This window comes from Nocardia cyriacigeorgica (assembly GCF_010868145.1).
Taxonomy (GTDB): Bacteria; Actinomycetota; Actinomycetes; order Mycobacteriales; family Mycobacteriaceae; genus Nocardia; species Nocardia cyriacigeorgica_D.
Map to the genome: position 1 here is coordinate 292600 of NZ_JAAGUY010000001.1, position 24723 is coordinate 317322.

Below are 24723 nucleotides of genomic sequence, written 5' to 3' on the forward strand. Positions count from 1 at the left end.
GCGGGCGCGTCGACCGGCCACGCAGGCGGTGAGCTCAGTCGTCGAGCCAACCGTGCTCGTCGGCAAAGGCGGTGAGCCGTTCGCGAATGGTCACGATCTCGCCCGCGGTGAGCGCCGGGCTGGCATCGAGCAACAGCTCGGTGACCAGCCGGGTGTGCTCGGCGGCGCTGAGCACGACGACGCCGGACCGATCCTTGGTCCGGCCACGGGGAGCGGGCACCGGCGCGCCGCCTGCGGCGGCCAGATTGACCGCCTTCGGGCCGCGATCACCCTCGGTGATCTCGAACTCGAACACCCGGCCCTGGCGCAATTCGTCCTCGTCGAGACCGATGTCGTTCACGTGCACGAACACATCCGGGCCACCGTCTTCCGGACGAATGAATCCGAATCCACGTGAGCTGTCGAACGACACCAATTTCCCGATGGACACCACACCCGCTCCTCGCCGCCGACGCTACCGGGCCACTTTAACCCGCATTTTCTCCATCGTTGGAGGAAAGCGCCTTTTGCAGCGAACTGAACACCGTCAGTCCCTGACCGACCATTCCGTTGACCAACTCGGAGACCCCGTCGGGCCCGTTGAGCACGGTGAGGTTGGCATTGGACAACCCATGGGAGGCCTGGCGAACGATTTCGGGCAACTGCTCGATGAGCAACTGGTCCAGCGCGATCCGGTTGTTGGACGCGGCTGCCTCGGCCTGAATCCTGGTCCGGTCGGCCTCGGCCTCGGCCAGAATGCGCACCCGCTCTGCCTCGGCGGCCGCCGGTTTCACGACCTCGGCCTGCAGTTGCTGCTCGCGCAGTTCGGCTTCCTTACGGGCCTGTTCGGCCTTGGCGGTGAGTACCTCCTGCTGGGCCAGCGCCTGGGCCAGCGGTCCGGCCGCCGCGGCCTCGGCCTGAGCCTTGTCGATATCGCGTTGGTACTCGGCCTTGAGTAGCGAGGTTTCGCGTTCGTATTCGGCCTGTCGCCGCAGCGACTCCTGCTCGGCCTCGGCGGCGCGTTGCGCGGCCTGGGACTGCGCGATCTGGGCGTCACGCTGGACCGCGGCGTTATGCGGTGCGGCGAGGGCGGAGATATAGCCGAGGTTGCCGTCATCGATGGACATGATCTGGAACGAGTCCACCCACAGTCCGATGTTGCTCATCTCGACCTTCGACGCCACCAGCACCTCATCGGCGAGGCGCTGACGCTCCCGGATGATCTCCTCAACGGTCATCGAACCGACGATGGAGCGCAGGTGACCGGAGAATATCCGCCCGGTCAGCATCGACATCTCCCGTTCCTGCTCGGACAGGAATCGTTGTGCGGCATTGACGATCGACGGGGTGTCGTTGGCGACCTTGAACGCGATGACCGCACGCACATCGAGCTGAATCGCCTGCTTCGTCTCGCAGCGCTCTTTGATCTCGGCCTCGAACATCGCCAGCGACAGATACCGGACCTTGCGGAAGAACGGCACCACCCAGGCGCCGCGCCCGATGATCACCTTGAACGGCGCATTGTCCTTGCTCTTGGCGCCGCTGACCAGCATCGCCTCGTCCGGATCAGGAACGTGGTAACCCAGCACGTATGTCTCCCTTGCTGTTTCAAACGTCAGTCCAGCGGATCCGGGACGAGCGGAACCCACGCCACCACGTCGGCGATCCGGCCGGAGTCGACAGCGATGATCAGCACGGTCGCCCCGGCTTCGATCGGCTCGGTGGCACGCGCGATGTAGAGCTCGGTTCCCCCTCGGATAGCGACCAGGACCTCACCCAGCGTCCCGGCCCCCCGGATCGGCGACATCAGCGTACCTGTAGAACCCACCACCGCATCGGTCAACGTTCGAACCTCCTACGCTCACGTTACGTTTCGCGGGTGGTGGTCGGAACGAGGCGTCGTGCGCTCAGTCCTGGTACAGCCTGCGGTAGGCGGTGATCATGGCAACGAGGTGGTCGACGATCTCGTCGCGGTCGGCGCGCAGCGATCCGCCGAGCCATGCCGAGAACATGCCCGCGTTGCCGCTGGCCATGGTGACCGCGGCCAGCCGGCGGCGTACCGGATCGTCGATCTGGGAGAACAGGTGATCCTGGATGAGTCTGGTGAACGCGGGCATGACCGCGATGGTGGTCTGACCGAGCCCGGTGCTGGAGTACGGCTCAACAAGGAACAGACGGGATTTGCGCGGGTCCTCGAGCACCTTGTCCACCAGCACTTCGGACAGGCTGCGGTCCCTGGACGGATCATCGGCGACCGCGAAGGCGGTCATCGGCTCCAGGAACTCCTCGGCCACCTGCCGGTAGAGCACATCGAGCAGCTCGTCGCGGCTGGCGAAGCTTTCGTAGAAGTAGCGGTCGGTGAGGTTGGCCCTGCGGCAGACCGCCCGCATGGTGACTCCGGCTGCTCCGGATTCGCCGATCAGATCCAACGCCGCCTCGAGTAGCGCCGTCCGCCGCACCTGCTTGCGTTCGGTGAGTGTGGTTCCGCCCCAGATCCGGGGTCCGGAGAGTGGATCCGCGTGCGGGTGGTCTGAGTCCTGGCCTGTCTGCACCGTTCCACCCTAGTGCCGACCCGCTTGCGGCTCGGTCACACCGTCCGATCGCCGACCCGCCTGCTTCATGCGGCGGTAACCACCGATTAACTCGCCGTGGATAAGGTCCACGCGATGTCGGGCGCGTTGGTGAAGGTGTAGGTGCAGATGGACTCCGCTTCGGGGATCTTGGCGGGGGGAATCGGGAACGACAGATTCGGTACGGGTCCGCTGCGGGTGGTCGGACGCGCGATGGCACCGGTGGCGCGTCCACCGGTGCTGATGCGTCGTCCTCGTCCGGATCATCTCCCGCTGGCTCCCGCACAGGAGCGAATGTGGCATGCGGCGCGGATCGGTCGGTCGGCGGAGTGGAATGTCTCGCGCGCGGTCCGCATCCGCGGAGGCTCGGCCGACCTCGATGCGCTGCTAGCCGCGATCGGTGACGTCGTCGCCCGGCACGAACCGTTGCGCACCTGCTACCCGGCCACCGAACACGGGCCAGCCCAGGTTGTCGTCCCGTTCGCCGATGTCGAGGTGGACGTCCGCGTCTGCACCGTCGGGGAGCACGATCTGGCTGCGCGGCTGGCCGAGTTCGCCCAGCGCGAGTTCGACCTCGCGAACGATCTGCCGCTGCGTGCCCGGGTGTATGTCCTCGGCGCCGATGACGTCGTATTGCTGTTGGTCGGGCACCACATCTCGATCGACGGTCGCTCGCTCGCCCCGCTACTGCGTGATCTCGGTGCCGCGTACACCGCAAGGGCCCGCGGCCTGCCGCCTGTCCTGGCTCCGCTACCGATCGACTACGCCGACTACACCCTGTGGAAGCACGCTCAGCTCGGTGATTTCGCCGACGAGTCGAGCCGCGCGACCCAGCAGTTGCGGTATTGGGCCAATACACTCGCCGGACGGCGCGCGTTGTTGGAGTTTCCCGTCGATCGTCCGCGCCAGGTGGTGTCGTCGTCGGAGGGCGCGATCATTCCCGTGTGTTTCCCCGTGCCCGTGCATGCGGCACTGCTGGATCGCGCACAGCACGGCCGGGCGAGTCTGTTCATGGTGTTGCAGGCGGCGTTCGCGTTGTGTGTCGGCTGGTTCGGACGCAGCGCCGACGTCACCGTGGCGACCGCGGTGAGCGGACGCGACCATCGTTTGCTCGACGACCTGGTCGGCAACTTCGCCGATGATGTCCTGCTGCGGGTCCGGCTGGACCGTGCCGCGGATATGGACGAGCTCATCGACCAGGTCCGCCGGGTGGCGCTGGCCGCCTTCGCGCACCCGGACACCCCCAACCCGCGGTTGAAGCGGTGCCTGCTCCAGGACGCCGCCTGCCCGCTGTTCCAGGCCACCTTGATCCTCGAACGCGGCACCCTTGCTCCAGGGGCGACGACAGGGTCGGCACCGACCGTGACCGACATTCCGACCGGCGCTCTGCGTGCCAAACACGATCTGGAGTTCGGGCTGACCGAACGGTACGACGACGCAGGCATGCCGGGCGGTGTGGACGGCGTGTTCCTCTATCCCACCGCACTGTTCGACCCCGATACCGCGGAAGCGTTCGTCGGACGGTTCACCGCCGTGGTCCGTGCGCTGGCGGCCGGGTATCGAGGGCCGCTCACGGCTCTACCTGCCCTGCGTTGACCGCGCCGCGCGTTGGCTCGAGCCGCTTGACCGTCAAAATGACTGGGGCGCCACAGTATTCACAAACATGACGTCCAGTCTGTTTTGGTCGGTACTTTGGATGACGTCCAGCAGTGCGGGTACGAGCGGAAAGGACCCGGCCCCTTGGCAATCGGTGTGCTGGTCCTATCGGATCGAAGAATTCATTCGAGGCGCGCCGGCGTGCGTAGCGGAGTCCAGGCGCACGAGGTCGGCTGATGTTCACACGCTGGGGCGAACTCGTATTTCGGCTGCGGTTCGCCGTCATCGCCCTGGTGGGTGCGGCACTGCTTGGACTCGGTGTGGTCGGAATCGGCCTCGACGACCATCTGACGTCGGGCGGACTGGACGATCCGACCTCGGAATCGGCGGTGGCCGCGCGATTGTCGGATCGGGCGTTCGGTCGCAACCACGACGTCGACGTGGTCGTGCTCTACACCGCACCGGACGGTATTACGGTCGACGACCCCGAGTTCGCGCGCCGCGTGGTGGACAATCTGAACAGCCTGCCCCGCGATCATCCCGACGAGATCCTCGGCATCAACGCCGCCTACTGGCCGACCGAGACCGGAAGATTGACGGGCGCGCAGGCGGCGACCGACGACCGGAAGCATGCCGTCGCGGCCATTGCCATTCGTGGCGAGACCGACACCGAGATGGTGCAGAACTATCGGAAGGTCAAGGACGCCTTCTACATTCCCGGCATCGACGCGCAGGTCGGCGGCCTGCAAGCGGTGGCGGGGACATTGAACGACACCGCCGCCCACGACACCCGCAGGCTCGAACTGCTGGCAGTGCCCGCGGTCGCGGTACTGCTGTTCTTCATCTTCGGCGGTGTGGTGGCCGCAGCTCTGCCCCTTATCGTCGGCGGGCTCACGGTATTCGGCGCCTACGGAATCTTGCGGCTGCTCACCACAGTCACCGACGTGAATTCGTTCGTGTCGCCGGTGGTCTCGATGATCGGCATCGGACTCGCCATCGATTACGGATTGTTCGTCGTCAGCAGGTTCCGTGAGGAACTCGCCGCCGGATACGACACGCAGGCCGCGGTGCGGCGGTCGGTGATGACGGCCGGGCGAACAGTGGTGTTCTCGGCGACGATGATCATCGCAAGCCTCGGCGGCATGCTGCTGTTCCCGCAGGGTTTCCTGAAGTCCATGGGCTATGGCGCCATCGCGACGGTGTCGCTCGCGGCGCTGACCTCGATCACCCTGCTGCCTGCCATGCTCGCCGTTCTCGGACCGCGGGTGGACCTGCTCGGCTTCGAGCGGTTCCGCCGTACCAGGAGCGCCGCGGAAGTGGAGAACGGGTTCTGGGCCCGTACCACCGATTGGGTGATGCGGCACCCGCTGAAGATCAGCGTGGCCCTGTGTATCGGCCTGCTCTTGCTGATTCTGCCGATGCGCAACCTCGTGTTCGGCGGTTTCAGCGAACGCTATCTGCCGCCCGATGATCCGACCCGGGGGGCGCAGGAGACGATCGACACCCTGTTCCCGGTCCGGAAATCCGATCCGCTGGAGCTGATCTTCGTCTCGGACAACAGCACTGCGGTGGGCGAGCTCTGGGATCAGGCGAATGCGGCGCCGGGTCTGGAGGGCAGCTTCGAGATACCGTCACGGTCGACGGTGCAGGACGAGGTGTATCGCACCAAGGCCACACTGATCAACTCTGCCGAAGCGGGGGAGACCATCGAATACCTCCGGGCACTGGATCAGCCCGACGGGGTGACGATGCTGGTCGGCGGTGTCCCCGCCATCCAGAAGGATTCGATCGACGCGCTGCTGGTGCGGATACCGTTCATGATCGCGCTTGTCTTGCTGGTCACGACGCTGCTGATGTTCCTGACCTTCGGCTCGCTGATACTGCCGATCAAGGCCGCGTTGATGAGTGCGCTCGGTCTCGGGTCCACGCTCGGCATCCTGACCTGGATCTTCCTCGACGGCCACGGCGCGGGCCTGCTGAACTTCACCCCGCAGCCCATCCAAGCCAACATGCTGGTGCTGATCATCGCGATCATCTACGGCCTGTCCACCGACTACGAGGTGTTCCTGTTGTCTCGGATGGTGGAAGCCAGATCGCGGGGCGCCTCCACCACCGAGGCGGTGCGGACCGGCACCGCGCACACCGGCCGCATCATCACCGCCGCCGCCTTGATCCTGCTGGTGGTGACGGGTGCGTTCGCGTTCTCGGACCTGGTGATGATGCAATACATCGCCTTCGGCATGATCGCCGCCTTGATCATCGACGCCACGATCCTGCGCATGATGCTGGTCCCGGCGACGATGAAGCTGCTCGGTGACCGCTGCTGGTGGGCGCCGGAATGGATGAAGCGCATCCAGCGCCGCATCGGGCTCGGCGAACCGTTACTTGCCGACGAACCACCGGAGCGCGCCCGAACCGGGTAGCCGTGCGGTCGGCGGCACTGTGGATCGGTGAGGGCAGTGCGGACTGGGCGAGGTCGGCACGGTTACGCGTGGGCTTCGTCGGCGCGATCCTGGTGCCAGCAGACGAGCCGATCACCCTGGCGCAGCGCGCATCTCGGTACTCACCGACCTGCGGCAGTACCCGCAGGTCGGGGACGGATTCGGCGACAGCGACTAGACTCCGACAGTGCCGCGGCCGGTCCCGGCGGCCCGGTGAGAAGCGAGGTAAGCGGTGAGTGCGGTGGACCGGTGGCTGATTGCGCGCAGTGCCGATATGCGGGCGACAGCGGCGGATCGGGTGTTGCTTCGGCTGAGCTGGATGGCCGATCACAATCTGTTGTGGGTAGCCGCTGCTGCGGCGATGTACCTGGTCGGCGACCGCGCACAACGTCGGGCTGCCGTGCGTGGACTGCTGTCGGTGGGGCTGGCCAGCGGTATTGCCAACGGGATCGCCAAACCGATACTTCCCCGCCGTAGGCCCCCGGACGCGTCGGTTCCGTTCGTGCGCAGGCCGATGAGACCGCCGTACTCCTCGTCGTTTCCGTCGGGGCATTCGGCATCGGCGGCGGCGTTCGTCACCGGCGTCGTGCTGGAAGACCGGCGCGTGGCGGTGGCCGTGGCGCCGGTCGCCGCCGCGGTCGGGTATTCGCGGGTCCATATCGGAGTGCACTGGCCGTCGGACGTCGTCGCCGGTGCAATGCTGGGTTCCGCCCTCGCGTTGGCCACTCGCCGCTGGTGGGCGGTGCGCGCCAGGGCATCGGCCACGATGGGACCCACCCGAGCCATCGCGCCGGTACCAGGGGGTGCGGGCCTGTTGGTAGTGGTCAACCGGTCATCCGGGCTCGGCAACGGCGTTCGAATCGACGCATTGCGTGACAAGCTGCCCGCGGCGCGAATTCTCGAGTTCGATCCTGGCACCGACCTCGGCGCTCAGATCGCCGAGCGAGTCGACGCGGGCGGTGTGGTGGCCCTCGGCGTCCTCGGTGGCGACGGCACCGTCTCGGGTGTGGCCGGATCGGCGGTGCGCCACGATCTGCCGCTCGCGGTGTTCGCGGGCGGCACACTCAACCATTTCGCCCGCGATCTCGGTGTCGACGACCCGGCCGCGACAATGGCGGCGCTCGCATCGGGTGAGGTGATGCGAACAGACACCGCGCGGGTGAGCTTCGGCGCCGACGGCGAGCGCACTTTCGTCAATACCGCGAGCCTCGGCGGCTACCCGGATTTCGTGCGACTGCGCGAGAAGCTCGAACCCCGGCTCGGAAAATGGCCTGCGGCGGCGGTCGCACTGTTCCGGGTGCTGGCCCGGGCGCAGCCGTTGCACGTCATCATCGACGGCGAACGGGTCGAGATCTGGATGCTGTTCGTCGGCAACGGCACCTACATGCCCGGCCACCAGGTCCCGACCGCGCGGCCGCGCCTGCATGGCGGCACCCTCGACGTCCGATACCTGCGCGCGGATCTTCCGCTGTCGCGGGCCCGGCTGATCTGGTCGACCATCACCGGCAGCCTGGAGCATTCGCACACCTACGTGCACCGCCGCGTTGCCCAGATGCGGGTCCAGGTCGTCGGGGCAGATGTCTCATTGGCGACCGACGGCGAGGTGAACCGCCGGGTGAAGGACCTGACCATCACCAGTGAGGCCGGTGCGCTCGGCGTCTTTCGGCCGTCGGACCCCGGCGTGATTCACGGCAACGGGCGGCGCTGACCTACACAGGCTTGGCGGCAGGCCCGGCATATGTCTGTGCTCGGTGTGGTCCCTCCAGCTCGTGCCCGGCCCGGCAACGGATCACCACGTCGACGGGTTCGTCGCAGTCGCGGTGGTCGACAATGAGCGCCGGTCCTTCGGGATCGGCGCAGTATTTGTCGCCCCACTGCAGTAAAGCGAGCAGGATCGGGTACAGGTCTCTGCCCTTGTCGGTGAGCCGGTACTCACGGCGAGTCCGGCTGCCCGCGTCCCGATAGGGGACCGCGGCCAGGACACCGGCGTCGACAAGCTTGCCCAGTCTGTTGGACAGCACCGACTCCGAGATGCCCGAATGCTGCCGGATCTGTTCGAAGCGACGCACGCCGTTGAACAGCTCGCGCAGCACGATCATCGTCCACCGGTCCCCGATGACGTCCAGTGTGCGCTGAACCGAGCAGTTGGCGGTGCTGAACTCGAGCCACTCCATCGGACAAGGGTATCTGCCTTTGGGCTTGACAGTCAGCCTGTCCGGATGGCTAGCTTTGATATCGAAAGCCAGACGTCGAACTCCAGGAGCATCGCATGACAGAGACCTCAACCACCTCGCTGCAAACGCCGAGCGTGGATCTCGCCGACGCCAGCCGGTTCGTCGCCGGAAGCGGATTCGTGGTCGAGGAGCTGTCGGGCACGAGCGTGTCCGGTCACGTCGATCTCGGCACCGATCACCACACGCCGTGGGGAGTGGTGCACGGCGGTGTCTACGCGACGATCGTGGAGACCGCGGCCAGCATCGGCGCCAGCGCCGCGGTCGCCGACCGTGGCGAATTCGCGGTCGGCGTGCACAATGCGACCGATTTCCTGCGACCGGCGACCGAATGCCGAGCATCGGTGGCGGCCGAGCCTCTCCATCAGGGCCGGACCCAGCAGCTGTGGCAGGTGGTCATCACCGACGACGCGACCGGCAAAACACTCGCCCGCGGGCAGGTGCGGCTACAGAACGTGCCGTTGCCGAGCTGAAACCACAGACCTCGCCAACCCCGGCACGGCGCTCGACATTCCGGCGGCGCATATGGTGGTCGGATGCTGTGGGTGGCGGTGGTACTTGCGGCGTCGGCGATTGCGCTGACCTGGTTCGTCGTCGTCGGCGACGCCGAGCGGCTGGTGGACGTGCCCATCATGGACTGGGTGGTCGACCACCGCGTCGACGCCCTGACACCGGTGGTCGAGGTCATCACGCACAGCGGCGGCACCATCGCCATGTGGTCGGCGGCGTTGATGGCGTGCGCGGTACTCGCCTGGCGTCGACAGTGGCCGGAACTGATGGTGGTCGCCGTGGCGGGAGCCGGTTCGGCGGTGCTGATTCCGTTGCTCAAATCCGTGATCGATCGCGAGCGCCCACCCGTGGCGGACCGTCTGGTGACGGTCACCAGCCACTCTTTCCCGTCCGGGCACAGCCTCGGTTCGGCGGTCGTCGTCGGTGTGATCGCCGCCGTTATCGTGGTCGGACTACGCGGGGGCGGGCTGCGCTGGGCGGTCGCGGGAGCTGCGGCGACCTTCGTTGTTCTGGTCGGCCTGTCCCGCGTGTACCTCGGCGTGCACTGGCCCACCGATGTCCTCGCCGGCTGGATGATCGGGCTGCTGTGGCTGACCATCATGCTGGCGGGCTACCTGCGTTATCGCCACACCCAACCGGGGGATGAAGAGGAAGCGACGGTTTCTCCGACGCCGTCCCATAGCGATTCGGTCTGACGCGGTATCGCATCGGTTCGGTGCGTCGTTGTTGCGAGCGTCGACTATCCGGCGACCGACTCGCGCAGCGCCGCGTGTAACCAGCGCTGCGCGCTTCCGGTCGTGTTGGTGGTGCCGAGGATGTCTGCGGTGAGCGTCCAATATCGGGTGGTCGCCGGATGCAGGTCAGGAATTCCGGTGGCCAACTCGCGGCGAAACGCCGAGGTGTCGGATCGGCCGCGGACCTCGGCGTGCGCGGCGACGTATCGATCGAGTTCGGCGCCCGCGGTAGGCCGATCGTCGGCGAGCACTCGTTCGGCCACCGCTGTGTGCGCCTCGGCCAGTCCGAGGACCAGGGCGCGTTTGTCACGGATCTGATCGGTCTCCGATCGCCAGAGCTGCCGGGTGACGACCCGGCCCAGTTCCGGTGTGCTGACCAGCTGAGCCAGCTCGGCGAAGACGAGGACTTGATCCGGTGTCGGATTCGCCGGTATCCGCGGAACGTCCATCTCGACGAATCCATCGAACATCTCCGCAGGCATGGCGGCGAGTACGCGACGCCAGAAGTCGATGATCGTGCCCCGGACGGCAGTCCGATCCGCGGCGTTCGCCAGTAGCGCGATCCTGGTGGCGCGTTCGGCGGGCGGGGCCTGTTCGATGGCGAGCAGTGCGGCGTGCCGCCACGACAGCGCGTCGAGTTCGGCTCGCGCGCGTGCCCGTTCCTCAGCCACCGCGTCCTCGATGGCCAGCGCCCCCGAGGCGATTGCGGTGATCGCGTCCAATCCCAGCCCTAGTGCCCGCAATCTGCGGATGGCCAGCAATCGGTCGACGACGTTCGGTTCGAACACGCGGTGTCCGCCCGAGGTGCGCCGGGACGGCAGAACTCCCTCGTCGCAATAGAACCGGATGGTGCGCACCGACACACCGGTGCGCCGGGACAGTTCACCGATGCCCAGCAGATCACGGTGATGTGTGTCGTGCGTCACGGTCACTGGAACCTCCACCCGGCTGGAGTTTCTACGGTACCGGTAGCCACTCACACAGGAGGAACACCGATGGCACAGGCCCACAACCCGTCTGACGAGCAGGTATGGCAGGCGATCGCCGCGGAACGAAGGCGCCTGGTGGAGCTGCTCGCCGCGCTCCCTGACAGCGACTGGAACCGGGATTCGCTGTGCGCGGGATGGCGGGTGCGCGAGGTCGTCGCCCACGTGGTGATCAGCTCCGGTTCATCGACGAGTTGGTTGCTGTGGCAGCTTGTCCGGGCCCGCGGCAGTATCGATCGGCTCAACCACGACACCGCCGTCCGCCTCGCCCGACAGGTCAGCACCGCCGAACTGCTTGACCTGCTCCGCGACCGCATCGATACCCGGTTCACGCCGATCCGTACCACACCCACCGATCGCCTGATGGATCTGCTGGTCCACGGCCAGGACATCGCCGTACCGCTCGGCCTGTCTCACGAGATCCCGGCGGAACCGGCTCGCTGGTCGTTACACCGGCTCTGGACCATGGGATGGCCGTTCCACGCCGAACGACAGCTTGCCGGGTATCGACTCAGCGCCACCGACACCGACTGGCGGGTGGGGGAGGGCACGCTGATCGCCGCTCGAGCGTCGACCCTGTTGCTCCTGCTCACCGGCCGAATCACGCCGACGGTTCTGGTCGGCGACTGACCATCCGCTGCTCATGCGGTACGTCTCAACTGCCGCGTTCCAGCGGTAGACCGGCATCTCGCCACGCGATCAATCCACCAGCGAGGCTGTAGGAGCGGTGCCCGGTGCGGCGGGTAGTGGCGGCGAAGTGGCGGGACAGGTCGCCGGTGGGACAGATGAACACCACCGGTCGCGAAGCGGAGAACGGGGTGCCGTGGGTGAGCAGGTCGCCGAGATGGTCGTCGGGGATATTGAGTGAACCGGGGACGTGCCCGATCCGGTAGGCCATGGCGCCCCTGGTATCCACCAGGATCGGATGCTCGGCGGTAGACAGTTCGGCGAGCTCGGCGGGAGTGAGCACCGGCACCTCCGCCAGTTCTGCGGGGGTCGGCGCGTGCCGCCGCTGGGTGCCGCCGAACAGGTCAGGCCTGCGCTTTTTGATGTAGGACAGATACGGTTCGATCCGATCGCAGACGACGAGCACCGCAACGATCGGCTCCGGGCCCGAACGATCCAGGGCCGCAAGCGTATCCACTGCTGCCGCGTAGGCCGCGCCGCTGGTCGGGCCAGCGAGAACTCCGTATCCCGAGGCCAAGGCAAGTGTCGCCTCGACCGCGCGGGTCGAATCCACGGTGACGATGCGGTCGTAGAAGTCGGGCTGGAACAGTCCCACATCCCACATCTCGTGCTCGGAACGGATACCAGGGATGAAATCGGATCGTTCCGACACCACCGCGATCGTGTGTAACTCCGGATGGTGTTTGCGCAAATAGGTGGCGGTACCGCGGGTCGATCCGGTGGTGCCGAGCCCGCCGATCAGGTAGTCGACACGATCGATGCCCGCGGCGGCCAGGTCGTCGTGGATCTCGCGTCCAGTGCCGTCGTGGTGGGCCTGCACGTTCTTGTCGTTGGTGTATTGCGAGGGGTGATGAAAGGCGCCGGGACGCTCGGACATCGTTGATTCGATCACCGAGTACACGTCGTTCGGTGTGGTCGGGTCCGGGCATTCGGAGAGCCCCGGCAATTCGACGATCTCGGTGCCGAGCAGCCGCAGCAGATCTCGGACCTCCTCGACCTTGATCCGATTGGTCACCGCCCGCAACCCGATACCGTGCACCGCACCGAGCACCCGCAGCGCCTTGGCGGTGTTGCCGCTGGAGGCTTCGATGAGAGTCCGGCCCTCGGCTCCGATATCGGTGATCTCGTCGCGGATCATCGCCCACGCCACCCGGTCCTTGACCGAGCCGAACGGGTTGTGTGACTCCAGCTTCGCGTACAGCTGGACTCCGTCGAGTCCGTGCACAGCGGGGTCGAGGCGCAGCAGGGGAGTGTTGCCGATGAGTTCGGTGATGTGGTCGTAGGGCATCAGGTCAGTGCACCTCCGATAGCCCGGCGGTCGAGGTGGCCCGGAACTCGGCATCGGCGCACGTCCGGAACCCGTCGGCGTCGCCGATGACGGCGACCTTGGCCGGTGGTGGCCGCATCGATGCGGACGCCGCCGATAGATCCATGTGGTAGGCGGCGGTATTCGGGAAAACCACCAGATCACCCGGTCGCGGCAACCAGGGCAGGGCCACCACACGGTTGGTGATCAGATCCCGCTCGAGGCACAGTCGCCCGGCGAAATACACCTGTGCCGGAGCATCCACCACTGCCCGCCCGTCACCGGGCAGTACCAGCGGATCGACCATGACCTCTTGATCGGCCGGTGTCACCGCGTCCCGGCTGATATCGAGATCGACCAGGGTCGTGCCATCGGCGGCCTCCTTCACCACCTCGACCGTGGCCACCGTGACGCCCGCATGATCGACCAGCGCCTTGCCGGGTTCCAGCCACAGCTCGAGCAGGTTGTCGGCGGCGACCTGCGCGACGGTCCGCCCACCGTGTCGCTCCAATGGCGCATCCAGCAGTTCGGCCAGCATCCGATCGGCCGCAACGGTATTGCCGTACTTGTGGAACACCGGTACACCCCGCACCGACCCGCCCTCCACGTGGAAACCGAAGGTGGTGTTCCCCCAGCTCATCGGCGCGCCGTCGCCGGCAAGCGAGGCACGCAGCGCCTGCACATACTGTTCGAAGCCGGCGGCGTCGGCTGTGAACACCTGCCGCAGGCCGCCGCCGATGTTCAGCACCGATGGGGACAGGCCCAGCTCGTAAGCGCGCTCGGTGAGGGCGAGGCACCGGTCCACAGCGCGCACCCGTTCGCCGACGTCACCGGAATCGAGGTGGAAGGCGAACCCGCGGAAGCTGATCCGGTCCCGATGCGCGGCCGCTGTCGCCAGTGCGCGGTCCACCCGGGCCAGTGGTATCCCGAATCGACTCACCCGGCCCGCGTCGAGGCCCGATACCCGCAGCAGCACCGGCACCGGTGCGGACCGGGCGGCCAGCTCGGTGATGGTGTCGAGCTCCCACTGGTTGTCCACGTTCACCACGACACCGTCGCCGATCAGCTGCCGCAGGAAGGTGGCGCCCTTCGGTCCGGTTGCCTCGATCCGTCCGGATGCGAATCCTGCGCCCCGCGCGCTGTCGAGCTCGCCGACGGAGGCCACATCGATGCCGATCCCCGCGCTCGCCGCGGCATGGACGAACGACCCCGCCTGGTTCACCTTGTGCGCGTAGCAGATTCGATATCGCGCCGGTCGTTGCTCCAGTTCGGCTCGTAATCGGGTGAGATTCTGTGCGAATACCTCGGGGAACACCAGATTCAACGGGGAGCCGTACATCGCCAGCGCGGCATCGAGCGCCCTGCGCTCGTCGAGGAATGCCCGCACCATCGGATCGATCAGTGCGGGCAGAGCGGGTGCGGTCATCGGGTGGATTCCGCTGAGAAGGTTGCCTGCTCCTTGTTCGCGCCCGACGCGGCCTCCGTCCGCACCGGCGCCGCCGACGGGTTGTATCCGCCGTCGCGGATTGCCTCGAATGCGCGGGCCCGATTGCGTGGGCTGCGGAATTCGGCCACCACCCGCTTGCTGACCAGATCGATATCGGCCACTCGGATACCCATCGACTCCAACACGCCGCCGATCGTGCGCACGCAGTGCTTGCAGGTCATATCGGACACGTAGAAGACCTGATCGTCGGCGGCGATCGGACCGTCGCTGTCCGGCCTATCCACGTCGCCGGACACCGGTGTGACGACGAGACCGGCGTGGATCGCCACGAAGGCGGCCACGAACCGCTCGGCCACCACCGGAAGAATGCTGTAGTGCTCGTCGGCGATTCGGTGCGGCATGGCCGCCAGGCACGCCGGCCGCGCGCCGGAGGGCAGCAGCGCGTACTGGCGGGAGATGAGATCGAGATCATCGTGGTACTTCTCGATCGCTGCGGCCACAGTGAGACCTTCGGGCCCGGTGGCGCGCCGCATCACCGTATGCGCGTCGGCGATCGTGGCATCCTTCATCGCCCGCAACACCGCCACCGTCTCCGCCGAGTACCGCACCGTCGCGTCGGGCTGGGCGAGCAACGTCACCGGGATCATGCCGCGCCGATAGGTGGAGGCCTGCAATTCCCAGTACCACCGTGTCGCCACTGCCGCGAATATCCCGGAATCGAGTATCCCGCGCGCGAATTCGGCGGCGTCGCGATAGGGCGTCTGGCGGGCCAGCAGGGCATGCTGAGCCAGAGTGCGCCCGGTAGCCTCGACACCGACGCGGAAGATTTCGACCGGATCGTGGTCGGTAGTGGTCCCGGCCAATAGCGCGTGTGCGCGGCCATCGAGCTCGGCGGCGCGCTCGGCGAGCAGGCTGTTGGCCGCCAAGCCATCCCAGAGCTCCAGGACGGCCTCGCGGGCGGCGATCGGCACGGAAGGGCCGAGGCCGTCGTCGCGATAGTGGCCGGTATTGGGGATGCCTTGGCTATCGGTCCAGGTGATGCGATGACTGGCGCTGGTGACCTGATCCTGGCGGCATGGCTGCATGAATCGCTCCAGGTACAGCCGTTGCGAGAGGGTGAGGCGACGGCCGGGCTCGGGCGTCAACGGAGTGCTGGTGTATTCGAGACGCCGGGTGCGCGCTGCCGCCGCTTCGGCGAACAGGCCCGGCTGGGCGAGCTCGGCGAGGACCCTGGAGGCAGCGCGCCGGTCGTAGCGGGCGGTGCCGCCGGTGCTACCGGCTGTCGATGCTTCAGTCATAGGACCTCCTCGGCGACCTGCCGGACGCAGTCGGTGAAACGATCGATCTCCGTACGCGTGTTGTAGATCTGGGTGCTGACCCGCACCGACTCGATGTCCGACGTCGATCCCGCCGGATCGCCGGGCACACAATGTGCCCCGGTGCGGACCATGAAGCCGGATTCGGCGAGGACGAAGCCGAGGTCGTCGGCCGAGATCCCGTCGAGGGTGAACGAGACGATGCCGTATCCGGTCACACACGGCGCATGCGCGGGCCCGGGCAGGAATCGCACACCGGGGACCGTGCGCAGGCCGTCGAGGAGCCGAACGGTGAGGTCGCGGTTGTGCTCGGCGATTGCGGACAGGCCGAACGAATCCAGGACGTCGAGTGCCGCGCCGAGCGCCAGCAACGCTGGGATATCGGGTGTCCCGCCTTCGAGCAGACCTGGCATCACGGCCCGGCCGTCGCCGGTTGTCCGGCCACCGGAATGGCCGCCGGGCAGGAACGGAATCAGCTGATCGTGCACGCGGCGATGGCAGTACAGGACCCCTGCGCCTGGTGCGCCGAACATCTTGTGCGCGGCGAACACCGCGAAGTCGGCGCCGAGTTCGGCGACGTCGACGGGCAGATGACCGGCACTCTGGCTGCAATCGAAACACAGCAGCACGTGCGGCGGGATCCGCCCGCGTAGCTCCTCGAGCGTGGTGACGGCGCCGTACACATGGTGCAGGTGGCTGGTGGTGATCAGCCGGGTCCGCGGGCCGATCTTGTCTGCGATATCGGCGATATCGGCCTCACCGAGGTCGGTGACCCGATATGGCACCAGTTCGATGTGGCTACCGAACCGGGCCAGGATCTCGCGCAGATGATGCCAGGGCACCACATTGGCGGCGTGATCGTTCGGGTTGAACAGGATCTGATCGCCGTCGGCGAGCGCAGCCAGACCCCACGACAGTGCGACGGCATTGAGGGCCGCGGTGGCGCCCCCGGTGAACACCACCTCGTCGGTGTGGCTTGCACCGATGAAGCGCGCCATCCGTGTCCGCACCTCGGCGATCCGGCCGGCCAGTTCGGTGGACCACCGATACGCACCGCGCCCGGCGTTGGCGGTGCGCGCGCGGTGATAACCGGTCACCGCGTCGATGACCGGCCACGGTTTCTGTGTGGTTGCGGCGCTGTCGAGGTACACCTCCCTTGTGTCCTCGAGCGCAGGGAACAACGCGCGCGCCGTGTCGATGGCGCGATGAGCGGGCGCGAAGGGATGTGCGTTGTTCGGCACCGATACCGAGTGCGACGCTTGCGCAGGTGACCCCACCGTGACGCTCCCTCCGCCGGACGCGCTGGATAACGCCCAACGATACGCACAAACCGCACAACCTTCGAACTTTTCTCCCACCCAACAGTTTTCACACTCGTTGGGGGTGTCCGGAGAGCATCGCGCGGTGCCGTGGCGCAGCGAATACGTCGGTGGCCGGGCGTAGGGTGCCGACCAAGCCCGTCACCCGCGTCGAGCCGATGACCGAGGCGGACAACCGGGAAATGGCCGCCTTGTTCCTGCCCGCCGAGAACGTGGAGGGCTATGTGCGCGCGTCAGGACGCTTCGGGGCGCAGATCGTGGTGTTCATGCGCCCCGTGCACTGGCCGTCCGCGGATCTGGGCGATACCGCCGAGTTGTCGCGAACTCAGTAGGTGCCCTGCAGGTAACCCACCAGATGTTCGCGTTCGGTCGCGAGCTCGGAGATCGCGCTCTTGACCACATCGCCGATGCTGACGATGCCGACCAACCGGCCATCGCGCACCACCGGCAGATGCCGGACGCGGTGGTCGGTCATGGTGCGCCGCAGGCCCTCGACCAGATCATCCGGGTCGCAGGTCCGCACGTCGGCGGTCATGATCTGCGATACCGGGGCGTCGAGCAGATCGGTGCCGAGCAGATGCAGGCTGCGCACAACGTCGCGTTCGGAGACGATGCCGGTGATACCGACACCATCCGAGGAAACGACCACCGCGCCGATATTGTGCGCGGCGAGGGTCGCCAGCAGCTCACGCACCGTCGAGTCGGGCCGGACGGTCGCTACCTCACTGCCTTTCCTGCGCAAAATTTCCGCGATTCGCATAGTTCACCATCCAAGAGGGACACTCCGCCTATTAGGATCCCTCTTCGGCGACGTCGTGACCAGCACGAATCGGCATCGCCTAGGGGCGGGCGGCGGAACCGCGATCCAAATCCCGCGCCAGCAGCGCGATAGCGGCCTGCGAAATGCCGGCCGAAGTCGCGAGGTCGACGGTGGTGAGCTGGGCGATCCGACGCAGCCGGTAATCAACGGTGTTCGGATGCACATACAGCTGCCGCGCGGTGAGCTGGCGGTTCATATCGTTGCGCAGATACGCCCGCATGGTCGCGAAAAGCTCCGGATGGTCGTCGAGCGGTTCCAGGATGGTCGCGATCCGCCGGGTGGCCGGCCCGCCCCTGGTGAGCTGGTATTCCACCGCGAGGTCGGTCATCTGATACAGGCCCGCCGGACGTTCACCCGCCCGCACCAAACCGAGCAGTTCATGGGCCTGATCGGCGGCCTCGGGTACTTCACCGGTGGTACTGGCCACCATCGCGGCGGTGACCGGCACCTCGGCGGCGGTCGAGAGCCGGACCAGGACGTCGTCGGTCAGTTCGACCTCGCCGTCGAGGGGGATGAGCAGCGTGCCGCCCTGCGGGCTGAGCAGGGCCAGTACCGTCGATTCGAAAACGACAGCCAACTCCGATTGCACCCGGCGCAGTTTGCGCCGCGCCGCCACCCGGGTATCGACGCGCAGGTCGCGCTCATCGGGATGCGGCGGAATGAACAGGGCCACTACCTGATAGCGCTCGGCGACGGGGATCCCGGACTGCAGCGCGAGGGCGGCATGCGAGCGGCCGCTCAGCAGCGCCGAGGCAAGGGTTTGGGTGGCAGTCTGATGTTCCCGCGCGACCAGCTGTTGTTCGTGGGCATAGGAATCCGAGACCGCGACGGTCAGGGCTTCGAGTAGTTCGAGGATCAGATCAGTGGCAGCGATGACCTCGTCCACGTCATTGGCCGCGGCACGTGCGGTGACGAGACCGAAGGCGATGCGCACTCCCTCGTGATACGCCCGCACGATGGTGCCGAGCGGTACACCTTCGCGCGCCCATTGCGCGGCGGCCGAACGCACCTCGGTGAAGGCCTTGTCCTCGGGAAGGGTGCGCCGGTCGAACATCTCGGCGATCAGGGCGAGACAGTAGCGGGTCACCTCGGTGACCTCACCCCGCATTTGTTCTCCCGGGAGCGTGCGGCACGGCGCGACGCAGGTGGCGAAGTAGTCGACCATCCGGGACGCGACCCGGTCGGTGTTCTGTAGTGGCACCGATGCCGGCTGGCCGCCGATCTCGAGAACCGTGTCGTTATCGCCGACCGAAAGGTCGAGCGCGGAAAAGCTCATGTAGTTCGCTCCGTTGCCACCTCGGATGCCAACCCGCAGCATCCGGTTCGTTCGCCTCACTATACGAGTGGACGGACGTCCAGAAAGGGGTTCGTCTCAGATCGGCCGAACCGGTGGCGACGCATTCGATTTCGTCGGCGGGCGGTGACTCACTCGTCGTCGAGGCCGGCCGACAGGTACGCGGCGGCAGCGAGCCATTGCCGGCAGCGCGGGCCGTGCACCTCGTGTACCCGCAAGATTTCGCGTGCTTGGCGATAGGTCAGGCCGGGTGGCTCGGAGCCGCAGTCACCGGTCACGGTCTCGGGTGCCGGGAAGTGGCTCAGGGCATCGGGAAGGTGCCGCAGGGCCTCGACACCGGCGGAACCGGTGACCGCGACTCGGCGGGGAGTTCGGAATGGCTGGCTCATTTCGACCGCCCCTCGCGTCAGAACGTGGGGGGAGGTGTGATGGCAACGCCGGTGTGAACTCCGGCGTACCTCCCCGACTCTCATGATCGAGTTTAGGGCTCTGTAGCTTGCAAATGCAAGTACATTTGTAGCTTACATTGAAAAGAACATCTCGGAGCCGACGAGCCGATCGACCGGTGATCACCGCTGTGCCGCATGCGGTTTGCCCGATCGCTTCCGCCCTGGTGCGAGACCCAGTCATACACAAGTAATAGCCCACCGTCGCCGATCTGTGCGTGCGTCCTCGTTTCGTGACCGAGATGACGCCTGCCGGCGATCAGTCGTCGATATCCGGCCGGGTTCTGGCCGGTCGGATCGCGTGGATTGTGAAAAGTCGACCCGCCGTGGCCTGTATGCGGTCACTGTGTCGAGGGGGAGCTTGGCGCGGATCTGCTGTTTCCCTGCCACGGCGGCCGCACCCCCGATGTCGAAGACCGTGTTGCCCGCTACTCGATGCGGCGCCTCATTGATCACCGCTGAATAGATATTTCATTGCAGCAGAGTGCGATTCGGCCCGATGGCGCAAGCGTCGCGGGACACTGACCGGATGCGGCCTCGCCGGTGTCGCAACTGCTGGTCGCACGGGTTGCGCCGAGGTCGCGGAAGGGTGCGAATCCACAGGCGCGAACGGTCGCGCATCGTGCTATGGTCCAGATGAGGGTGCAAATGCAAGAACATTTGCGTGTGCATCTGCAAACACTGCGTCGCAAGTAACGTCGTAACCGAGGAGTGGGTCCAATGGCGGAGTCAGTCACCAATCACGTCGCCGGAGCATGGCGCAAGAGCACATTCAGCAATCCGAGTGGTAACTGCGTGGAGATGGCGGAGGCCACCAACAACCTGGTCGCCGTGCGGAATTCGCGCGAGCCCGAGACGGGGATCCTGTTCTATACCCGTCCGGAGATCGACGCGTTCATCCGCGGCGCGAAGGCCGGAGAGTTCGACGATCTGGCTAGCTGAGAGGTAGCATGGGCCGTCGGTGCGGTGTGTTCGCGGTCTCGTTTGTGACACACTGTGGGTAATTCCCGAGTATCGGAGACGACTCCATGATCGCAGAGCCCGATGACGATGGTCGTGTGCAATCCGTTGTCGCGGAACGTGGTCCGACAGTGCTGCGGATCGCGCTCGGTGGCCAGCTACGCAAGCTGCGGGAGGGTAAAGGCATCACCCGCGAGGCGGCAGGCGACGCCATTCGCGGATCCCACGCCAAGATCAGCCGCCTCGAGCTCGGCCGCACCGGTTTCAAGGAACGGGATATCCGGGATCTGCTGACCCTCTACGGTGTCCACGATCCCGAGGAACGCGAGACCTTCCTGGAGCTCGCGCGTAAGGCAAACGAACCGGGATGGTGGCATCGCTACAGCGATCTGCTGCCATCCTGGTTTGGTACATATCTGGGGCTGGAGCAGGCCGCCACGAAGATCCGCACCTATGAGGCCCATTTGGTGCCGGGCCTGCTGCAGACTCCGGAATACACGCGTGCGGTGGTCACTCTCGGCTACGAGGACGCCAATACCGATCGCCGTGTCGCGGTGCGTCAGCGCAGGCAGGAGATCCTGCATCGGTCCGATCCGCCGATCGTCTGGGCGGTCATCGACGAGGCAGCGCTGCATCGTCCCGTCGGCGGCGCAGACGTGCATCGCGCGCAGATGGCTCATCTCGTCGAGCTGTCGCGGCTGCCCAACGTCACCATCCAGGTGGTGCCGTATTCGGCGGGTGAGCATGCCGCAGCAGGCAGTTCGTTCAGCATCCTGCGTTTCGCCGAGGCGGAGCTACCCGACATCGTCTATCTCGAGCACCTGACCAGCGCGTTGTACCTGGACCGGCGCGAGGATCTGGCGTTGTATCTCTCCGTGATGGATCGGCTCAGCGTGCAGGCCGCCCGTCCGGAACGTTCGGTCGAGATCATCAGCGACTACGCGAAGGGCCTGTGACCAGGCTCCCCATCCCACGAATTCGGCCGTGAGCGCTTGCCTTGCAAGCGATCACGGCCGGTGTTGTGTCGGGGTTCGGAGTGCCGCCGAGCGGGCAAGCGTCATCGCGGGCGATGCCGCGACCGGAGTGGGCCCGGCTACTCCTTGATGAAGCTGGACGCGACGCGCCAGAAGGTGGCTCTCTGCAACCCGGTGAAATCCCAATCATCGGCCAGCGCGTGTACGGTGGTCACGATCTGGTCGATATCGAAATCGTAACGTGTTGCCGCACCGGTGGATTCGACCGCATCGATCACGAATGCGACAGCGTTCTCTCTGGTATGGGTGCGGATTCGCCGGCCGCCGGTGGCCGAGATAGTGCTCATATCAATACCGTTCGCCGACCGGGCGGCCGTGACGGTATCGGCAACTGCGAACCGGCCGCTTGGTAGTGGTTGTTGCATGAACGCCCCTCATGGTCAGGCGGCAGCGAACCGATGGTGATCTCAACCGCCGGCGCGCTTACGCGGCCTTCGTGGTTGTCCCCTGTAAAAGCGTCGTAGGACCGAGTTTAAGTTGATGAACCTTTCAGATGCAAGCACATCTGCACGATCTAATGAACGCGCTCGCTTCGGTTTTGGCAGGGCAAACCTTCAGCGTTCGAGGGCTGCCACCGCGGCCGCGACGGGGGTGTCGCCGCCGACCAGCTCCAAGGTCATGCCCGCGGTGTGGCGGGCGGGAAGCAGTTCGGCGAGCACCGCGGCGACATCGGCCCTGGCAATATCGCCGCGCGCGAGCCGTGGCGGTGCGAGCGTGACCTTGCCGGTGGCACCGTAATCGGTGAGCACGCCCGGGCGCAGGATCGTCCAGTCGAGGTCGCGGGCCCGCAGATCGTCTTCGGCCTGGGTCTTGGCATCGATGTAGGCAGCCCAGACCTCGTCGCGCCCTGGGGCAGGCGGCAATCCGGCACCCATCGTGGAGATCTGCAGGAACCGGCGTACACCCGATGCCTCGGCAGCGTCGGCCAGCAGCACCGAACCGTCGCGGTCGACGGTGTACTTACGTGCTGCAGTGCTGCCGGGCCCCGCGCCCGCAGCGAAGATCACGGCGTCCGAACCCTGGACGGTCGCGGCGAGATCAGCGACGTCGGCGCGTTCGAGATCGATGACGACCGGCTCGGCGCCGACGGCGTACACCTCGGGGGCGTGGCCGGGATTACGGATCAGCGCGGCGACGCTGTGTCCGCGCCCGGTGAGCAATTCGGCCAGCAGCAGCGCGATCTTGCCGTGCCCACCTGCCATGACGATGCGCATGATCGTGTCCTTTCCATCACCGTTCCGGTCCACCAGGATTGCAGCGCGCCTCGACGACGGCCAGGTAGCCGACGTCGGGTCGCCAGGGTTCCAGGTTCCAGCTGGGCTTGTCCGGCGCGACGATGCGTGCCCAATCCCAGTGGCAGATGAACTGATCGCGCATACCGGGGCTGCCCGCCTCGGGGGATTGGGCCAGCACCTCCTGCCAGGCGCGTTCGTCGGAGCCGGGGTAGGTGGTCTTGCGACCGGCGACGGTGGGGTGGACCAGCAGGCGAGGACCGTCGATGTTCTCGGTCCAGACGACGTGGTCGATCAGAGGTTGGCCGGCATACGGGTCGACGGTCGGCGCCGAGGCCAGCGGTGTTTCTGCGGGGGCGCCCGGGGCCGGGGCCGCGGGTGTCGTCGTAGCCGGCAGCGTCGTGGTGGATGCGGCGATGGTGGTGGTGAGCTGGGCGGCGGGGGAGTCGTCGGATCCGCAGCCTGCCAGCGCGAGCGCGGCGGGTAGAAGGAGCGCGCAGACCGCCCCTGCGGTTCGTCGCCCCATATGCCGATCCTCCCGAGCTCGTCGACGGCACCACCTGCCGTCCGATCGAGCTTAGTAGTTGCCGCGGCGAATGGCCCGATCGCGACCCTGCCGGCCCCACCGATTGTGGTGTCTTGCCCGAGGGGCCGCGCGGTGGCGATAGTCGGTCGGTGAAGCGGACTCGGATCATGACGGCGACAGCGGGGGCGGTAGTCGCGGTGACTGTCGTCTTGGCGAATCCGGTGGCCGCGGCCCAGCCGGAAGCGCCGGGCACGGTCACCGGATCGGTGACGCTCTCGGGGCGGTTGCTGGTGCCCGAGGCGGCGTCGGCGCAACGGCTGACCTACTGGTCGCGTGGACCGCGCGGGCCGATGCAGAGTACTGCCGCGGTGTATCTGCCCCAGGGTTCGCCGCCTTCGGGTGGCTGGCCGATCGTGGCGTATGCGCATGGTTCGGTCGGTATCGCCGACCACTGCGCGTTCACGCTGAACCCGCGTGACTACTATCTCGACACCGTCTATCCGCTGCTGCTCGACGCCGGCTACGCGGTAGTGGTCTCGGACTATGTCGGACTCGGAACACCGGGCATCCACCCCTACCTGGACGGTCCGTCGCAGGCGCGCAGTGTGGTCGACGCGGTGCGGTCCGCGCGGACCGCGGTGGCCGACCTGAGCACGCGGTGGGCGGTGCTCGGTCAATCCCAGGGTGGGCAGACCGCCTTGTTCACCGCGCAGCTGGCACCTGCCGATGCGCCGGAACTCGATTTCCGCGGTGCCGCGGCGACGGGCGCGCCGTCGAATCTGGAGCTGGCGGTGCCGCTGGCCGGTCCATGGATTCCGCAGCTGCCGTTGCGCCGGACCACCACCTACTTCGGTCTGCTGCTCGCCGGGCTGCGGGTTACCGCGCCCGAGCTCGATATCGACGGCTATCTGACCCCGGTTGGGCAGGACGTGCTGCGGATCGTGGAGTCCGAATGCGTGAGCGAAGCCGATGAGCGGGTCAAAGACATCGCCATCGGCGCGATGCTGCGCCGCCCACTCGACGATCCGGCGCTGTTGGCCGCCGCCGCGATGACGCGGATCCCGACCTCGGGATATTCCACACCGTTGTTCGTGGCCCAGGGCCTCGCCGACTTGGAAGTGCCCGCGGCGTTGAGCGCGAAACTCATCGCCGAGCTGCGATTGTCGGGCACCGACCTGCAGGTGGAGGTCTATCCGGGCGGCCATCTCGAGGCAGCCGATCAAGCGTTCCCCGCGGTGCTTGCTTTTCTGCACCGGATCCTCGGCCGGGCCTGAATAGGCAGGGCAGCG

26 protein-coding genes are annotated in these 24723 nt (G+C 66.7%); 10 read left to right on the forward strand and 16 right to left on the reverse strand.

The features are described 5' to 3' along the window. Positions 1-34 precede the first annotated feature (34 nt). The 4 genes from GV792_RS01185 to GV792_RS01200 all read right to left on the reverse strand — a co-directional run bounded on the left by GV792_RS01185 (position 35) and on the right by GV792_RS01200 (position 2531). Positions 35-433: a cold shock domain-containing protein gene (locus tag GV792_RS01185; protein ID WP_163821711.1), complete on the reverse strand. Its 399-nt coding sequence runs from the start codon at positions 431-433 to the stop codon at positions 35-37. Positions 434-467: 34 nt separating this feature from the next. Then, positions 468-1568 (reverse strand): SPFH domain-containing protein, encoded by a 1101-nt coding sequence (locus tag GV792_RS01190; protein WP_163821712.1) that lies wholly within the window; start codon positions 1566-1568, stop codon positions 468-470. A 26-nt stretch (positions 1569-1594) separates the two neighbouring features. Further along, on the reverse strand, positions 1595-1786 hold the full coding sequence (locus tag GV792_RS01195) for a hypothetical protein (RefSeq protein WP_163821713.1): 192 nt from the start codon (positions 1784-1786) through the stop codon (positions 1595-1597). Positions 1787-1886: 100 nt separating this feature from the next. Next, positions 1887-2531, reverse strand: a complete 645-nt coding sequence (locus GV792_RS01200) for a TetR/AcrR family transcriptional regulator (RefSeq protein WP_163821714.1) — start codon at positions 2529-2531, stop codon at positions 1887-1889. A 147-nt stretch (positions 2532-2678) separates the two neighbouring features. Between GV792_RS01200 and GV792_RS01205 the strand changes: the two genes are divergently transcribed. The 3 genes from GV792_RS01205 to GV792_RS01215 all read left to right on the forward strand — a co-directional run bounded on the left by GV792_RS01205 (position 2679) and on the right by GV792_RS01215 (position 8294). Beyond that, positions 2679-4145 carry a condensation domain-containing protein gene (locus GV792_RS01205; protein WP_163821715.1) on the forward strand — a complete coding sequence of 489 codons (1467 nt, stop codon included), beginning with the start codon at positions 2679-2681 and terminating at the stop codon, positions 4143-4145. Positions 4146-4381: 236 nt separating this feature from the next. Then, entirely contained in the window at positions 4382-6568 is a 2187-nt protein-coding gene (locus tag GV792_RS01210) for an MMPL family transporter (protein WP_163821716.1), read from the forward strand. A gap of 250 nt (positions 6569-6818) precedes the next feature. Then, on the forward strand, positions 6819-8294 hold the full coding sequence (locus tag GV792_RS01215; protein ID WP_309138560.1) for a bifunctional phosphatase PAP2/diacylglycerol kinase family protein: 1476 nt from the start codon (positions 6819-6821) through the stop codon (positions 8292-8294). A 1-nt stretch (position 8295) separates the two neighbouring features. On the opposite strand, the gene GV792_RS01220 is transcribed toward GV792_RS01215, so the two are convergent. Continuing rightward, positions 8296-8760: a winged helix-turn-helix transcriptional regulator gene (locus GV792_RS01220; protein ID WP_163821717.1), complete on the reverse strand. Its 465-nt coding sequence runs from the start codon at positions 8758-8760 to the stop codon at positions 8296-8298. Between the two features lie 95 nt (positions 8761-8855). On the opposite strand from GV792_RS01220, the gene GV792_RS01225 reads away from it, so the two are divergent. Continuing rightward, positions 8856-9290: a PaaI family thioesterase gene (locus GV792_RS01225; protein WP_163821718.1), complete on the forward strand. Its 435-nt coding sequence runs from the start codon at positions 8856-8858 to the stop codon at positions 9288-9290. A gap of 63 nt (positions 9291-9353) precedes the next feature. Next, the gene (locus tag GV792_RS01230) at positions 9354-10022 is read left to right on the forward strand and encodes a phosphatase PAP2 family protein (RefSeq protein ID WP_163821719.1); all 669 of its coding nucleotides are present in this window, start codon (positions 9354-9356) and stop codon (positions 10020-10022) included. A gap of 44 nt (positions 10023-10066) precedes the next feature. On the opposite strand, the gene GV792_RS01235 is transcribed toward GV792_RS01230, so the two are convergent. Continuing rightward, complete coding sequence (locus GV792_RS01235; RefSeq protein WP_163821720.1) at positions 10067-10987, reverse strand: helix-turn-helix domain-containing protein; 921 nt, start codon at positions 10985-10987, stop codon at positions 10067-10069. 69 nt (positions 10988-11056) lie between these two features. Here GV792_RS01235 and GV792_RS01240 point away from each other — a divergent pair, with 69 nt between their 5' ends. Then, entirely contained in the window at positions 11057-11677 is a 621-nt protein-coding gene (locus tag GV792_RS01240; RefSeq protein WP_163821721.1) for a maleylpyruvate isomerase family mycothiol-dependent enzyme, read from the forward strand. Between the two features lie 25 nt (positions 11678-11702). On the opposite strand, the gene GV792_RS01245 is transcribed toward GV792_RS01240, so the two are convergent. From GV792_RS01245 to GV792_RS01260, 4 genes are read right to left on the reverse strand one after another with little or no spacing between them, the layout of a single operon-like run. Then, the gene (locus GV792_RS01245) at positions 11703-13022 is read right to left on the reverse strand and encodes a pyridoxal-phosphate dependent enzyme (protein ID WP_163821722.1); all 1320 of its coding nucleotides are present in this window, start codon (positions 13020-13022) and stop codon (positions 11703-11705) included. A gap of 4 nt (positions 13023-13026) precedes the next feature. Continuing rightward, complete coding sequence (locus tag GV792_RS01250) at positions 13027-14466, reverse strand: decarboxylase (protein ID WP_163821723.1); 1440 nt, start codon at positions 14464-14466, stop codon at positions 13027-13029. After that, positions 14463-15785: a heavy-metal-associated domain-containing protein gene (locus tag GV792_RS01255; protein WP_163821724.1), complete on the reverse strand. Its 1323-nt coding sequence runs from the start codon at positions 15783-15785 to the stop codon at positions 14463-14465. Before GV792_RS01255 ends, GV792_RS01250 begins: the two co-directional genes overlap by 4 nt. Then, positions 15782-17044 (reverse strand): aminotransferase class V-fold PLP-dependent enzyme, encoded by a 1263-nt coding sequence (locus GV792_RS01260; RefSeq protein ID WP_175583286.1) that lies wholly within the window; start codon positions 17042-17044, stop codon positions 15782-15784. The genes GV792_RS01255 and GV792_RS01260 overlap by 4 nt, the downstream gene beginning before the upstream one ends. Positions 17045-17247: 203 nt before the next feature. Between GV792_RS01260 and GV792_RS01265 the strand changes: the two genes are divergently transcribed. After that, positions 17248-17454 (forward strand): hypothetical protein, encoded by a 207-nt coding sequence (locus tag GV792_RS01265; protein WP_175583285.1) that lies wholly within the window; start codon positions 17248-17250, stop codon positions 17452-17454. Here the strand turns inward: GV792_RS01265 and GV792_RS01270 are convergent. From GV792_RS01270 to GV792_RS01280, 3 genes are all read right to left on the reverse strand, one after another. Beyond that, positions 17448-17882: a CBS domain-containing protein gene (locus GV792_RS01270; protein WP_163821725.1), complete on the reverse strand. Its 435-nt coding sequence runs from the start codon at positions 17880-17882 to the stop codon at positions 17448-17450. The two genes, GV792_RS01265 and GV792_RS01270, sit on opposite strands and share 7 nt — an antisense overlap. Before the next feature lie 79 nt (positions 17883-17961). Continuing rightward, complete coding sequence (locus GV792_RS01275; RefSeq protein ID WP_163821726.1) at positions 17962-19218, reverse strand: PucR family transcriptional regulator; 1257 nt, start codon at positions 19216-19218, stop codon at positions 17962-17964. 149 nt (positions 19219-19367) lie between these two features. Next, positions 19368-19625, reverse strand: coding sequence for a hypothetical protein (locus tag GV792_RS01280; RefSeq protein WP_163821727.1), 258 nt, complete (start codon positions 19623-19625; stop codon positions 19368-19370). A gap of 777 nt (positions 19626-20402) precedes the next feature. Between GV792_RS01280 and GV792_RS01285 the strand changes: the two genes are divergently transcribed. Both GV792_RS01285 and GV792_RS01290 read left to right on the forward strand, forming a co-directional pair. Then, positions 20403-20624 (forward strand): DUF397 domain-containing protein, encoded by a 222-nt coding sequence (locus GV792_RS01285; protein ID WP_163821728.1) that lies wholly within the window; start codon positions 20403-20405, stop codon positions 20622-20624. An 86-nt stretch (positions 20625-20710) separates the two neighbouring features. Next, positions 20711-21598, forward strand: a complete 888-nt coding sequence (locus GV792_RS01290; protein WP_163821729.1) for a helix-turn-helix domain-containing protein — start codon at positions 20711-20713, stop codon at positions 21596-21598. Between the two features lie 137 nt (positions 21599-21735). Here the strand turns inward: GV792_RS01290 and GV792_RS01295 are convergent, their stop codons facing one another. The 3 genes from GV792_RS01295 to GV792_RS01305 all read right to left on the reverse strand — a co-directional run bounded on the left by GV792_RS01295 (position 21736) and on the right by GV792_RS01305 (position 23434). Beyond that, positions 21736-21963, reverse strand: coding sequence for a hypothetical protein (locus GV792_RS01295; protein ID WP_163821730.1), 228 nt, complete (start codon positions 21961-21963; stop codon positions 21736-21738). A gap of 267 nt (positions 21964-22230) precedes the next feature. After that, the gene (locus tag GV792_RS01300) at positions 22231-22890 is read right to left on the reverse strand and encodes an SDR family oxidoreductase (protein ID WP_163821731.1); all 660 of its coding nucleotides are present in this window, start codon (positions 22888-22890) and stop codon (positions 22231-22233) included. A 16-nt stretch (positions 22891-22906) separates the two neighbouring features. Further along, on the reverse strand, positions 22907-23434 hold the full coding sequence (locus tag GV792_RS01305) for a DUF2599 domain-containing protein (protein WP_163821732.1): 528 nt from the start codon (positions 23432-23434) through the stop codon (positions 22907-22909). A gap of 149 nt (positions 23435-23583) precedes the next feature. On the opposite strand from GV792_RS01305, the gene GV792_RS01310 reads away from it, so the two are divergent. Beyond that, complete coding sequence (locus tag GV792_RS01310) at positions 23584-24708, forward strand: lipase family protein (protein WP_309139059.1); 1125 nt, start codon at positions 23584-23586, stop codon at positions 24706-24708. The last annotated feature ends 15 nt before the right edge of the window (positions 24709-24723 follow it).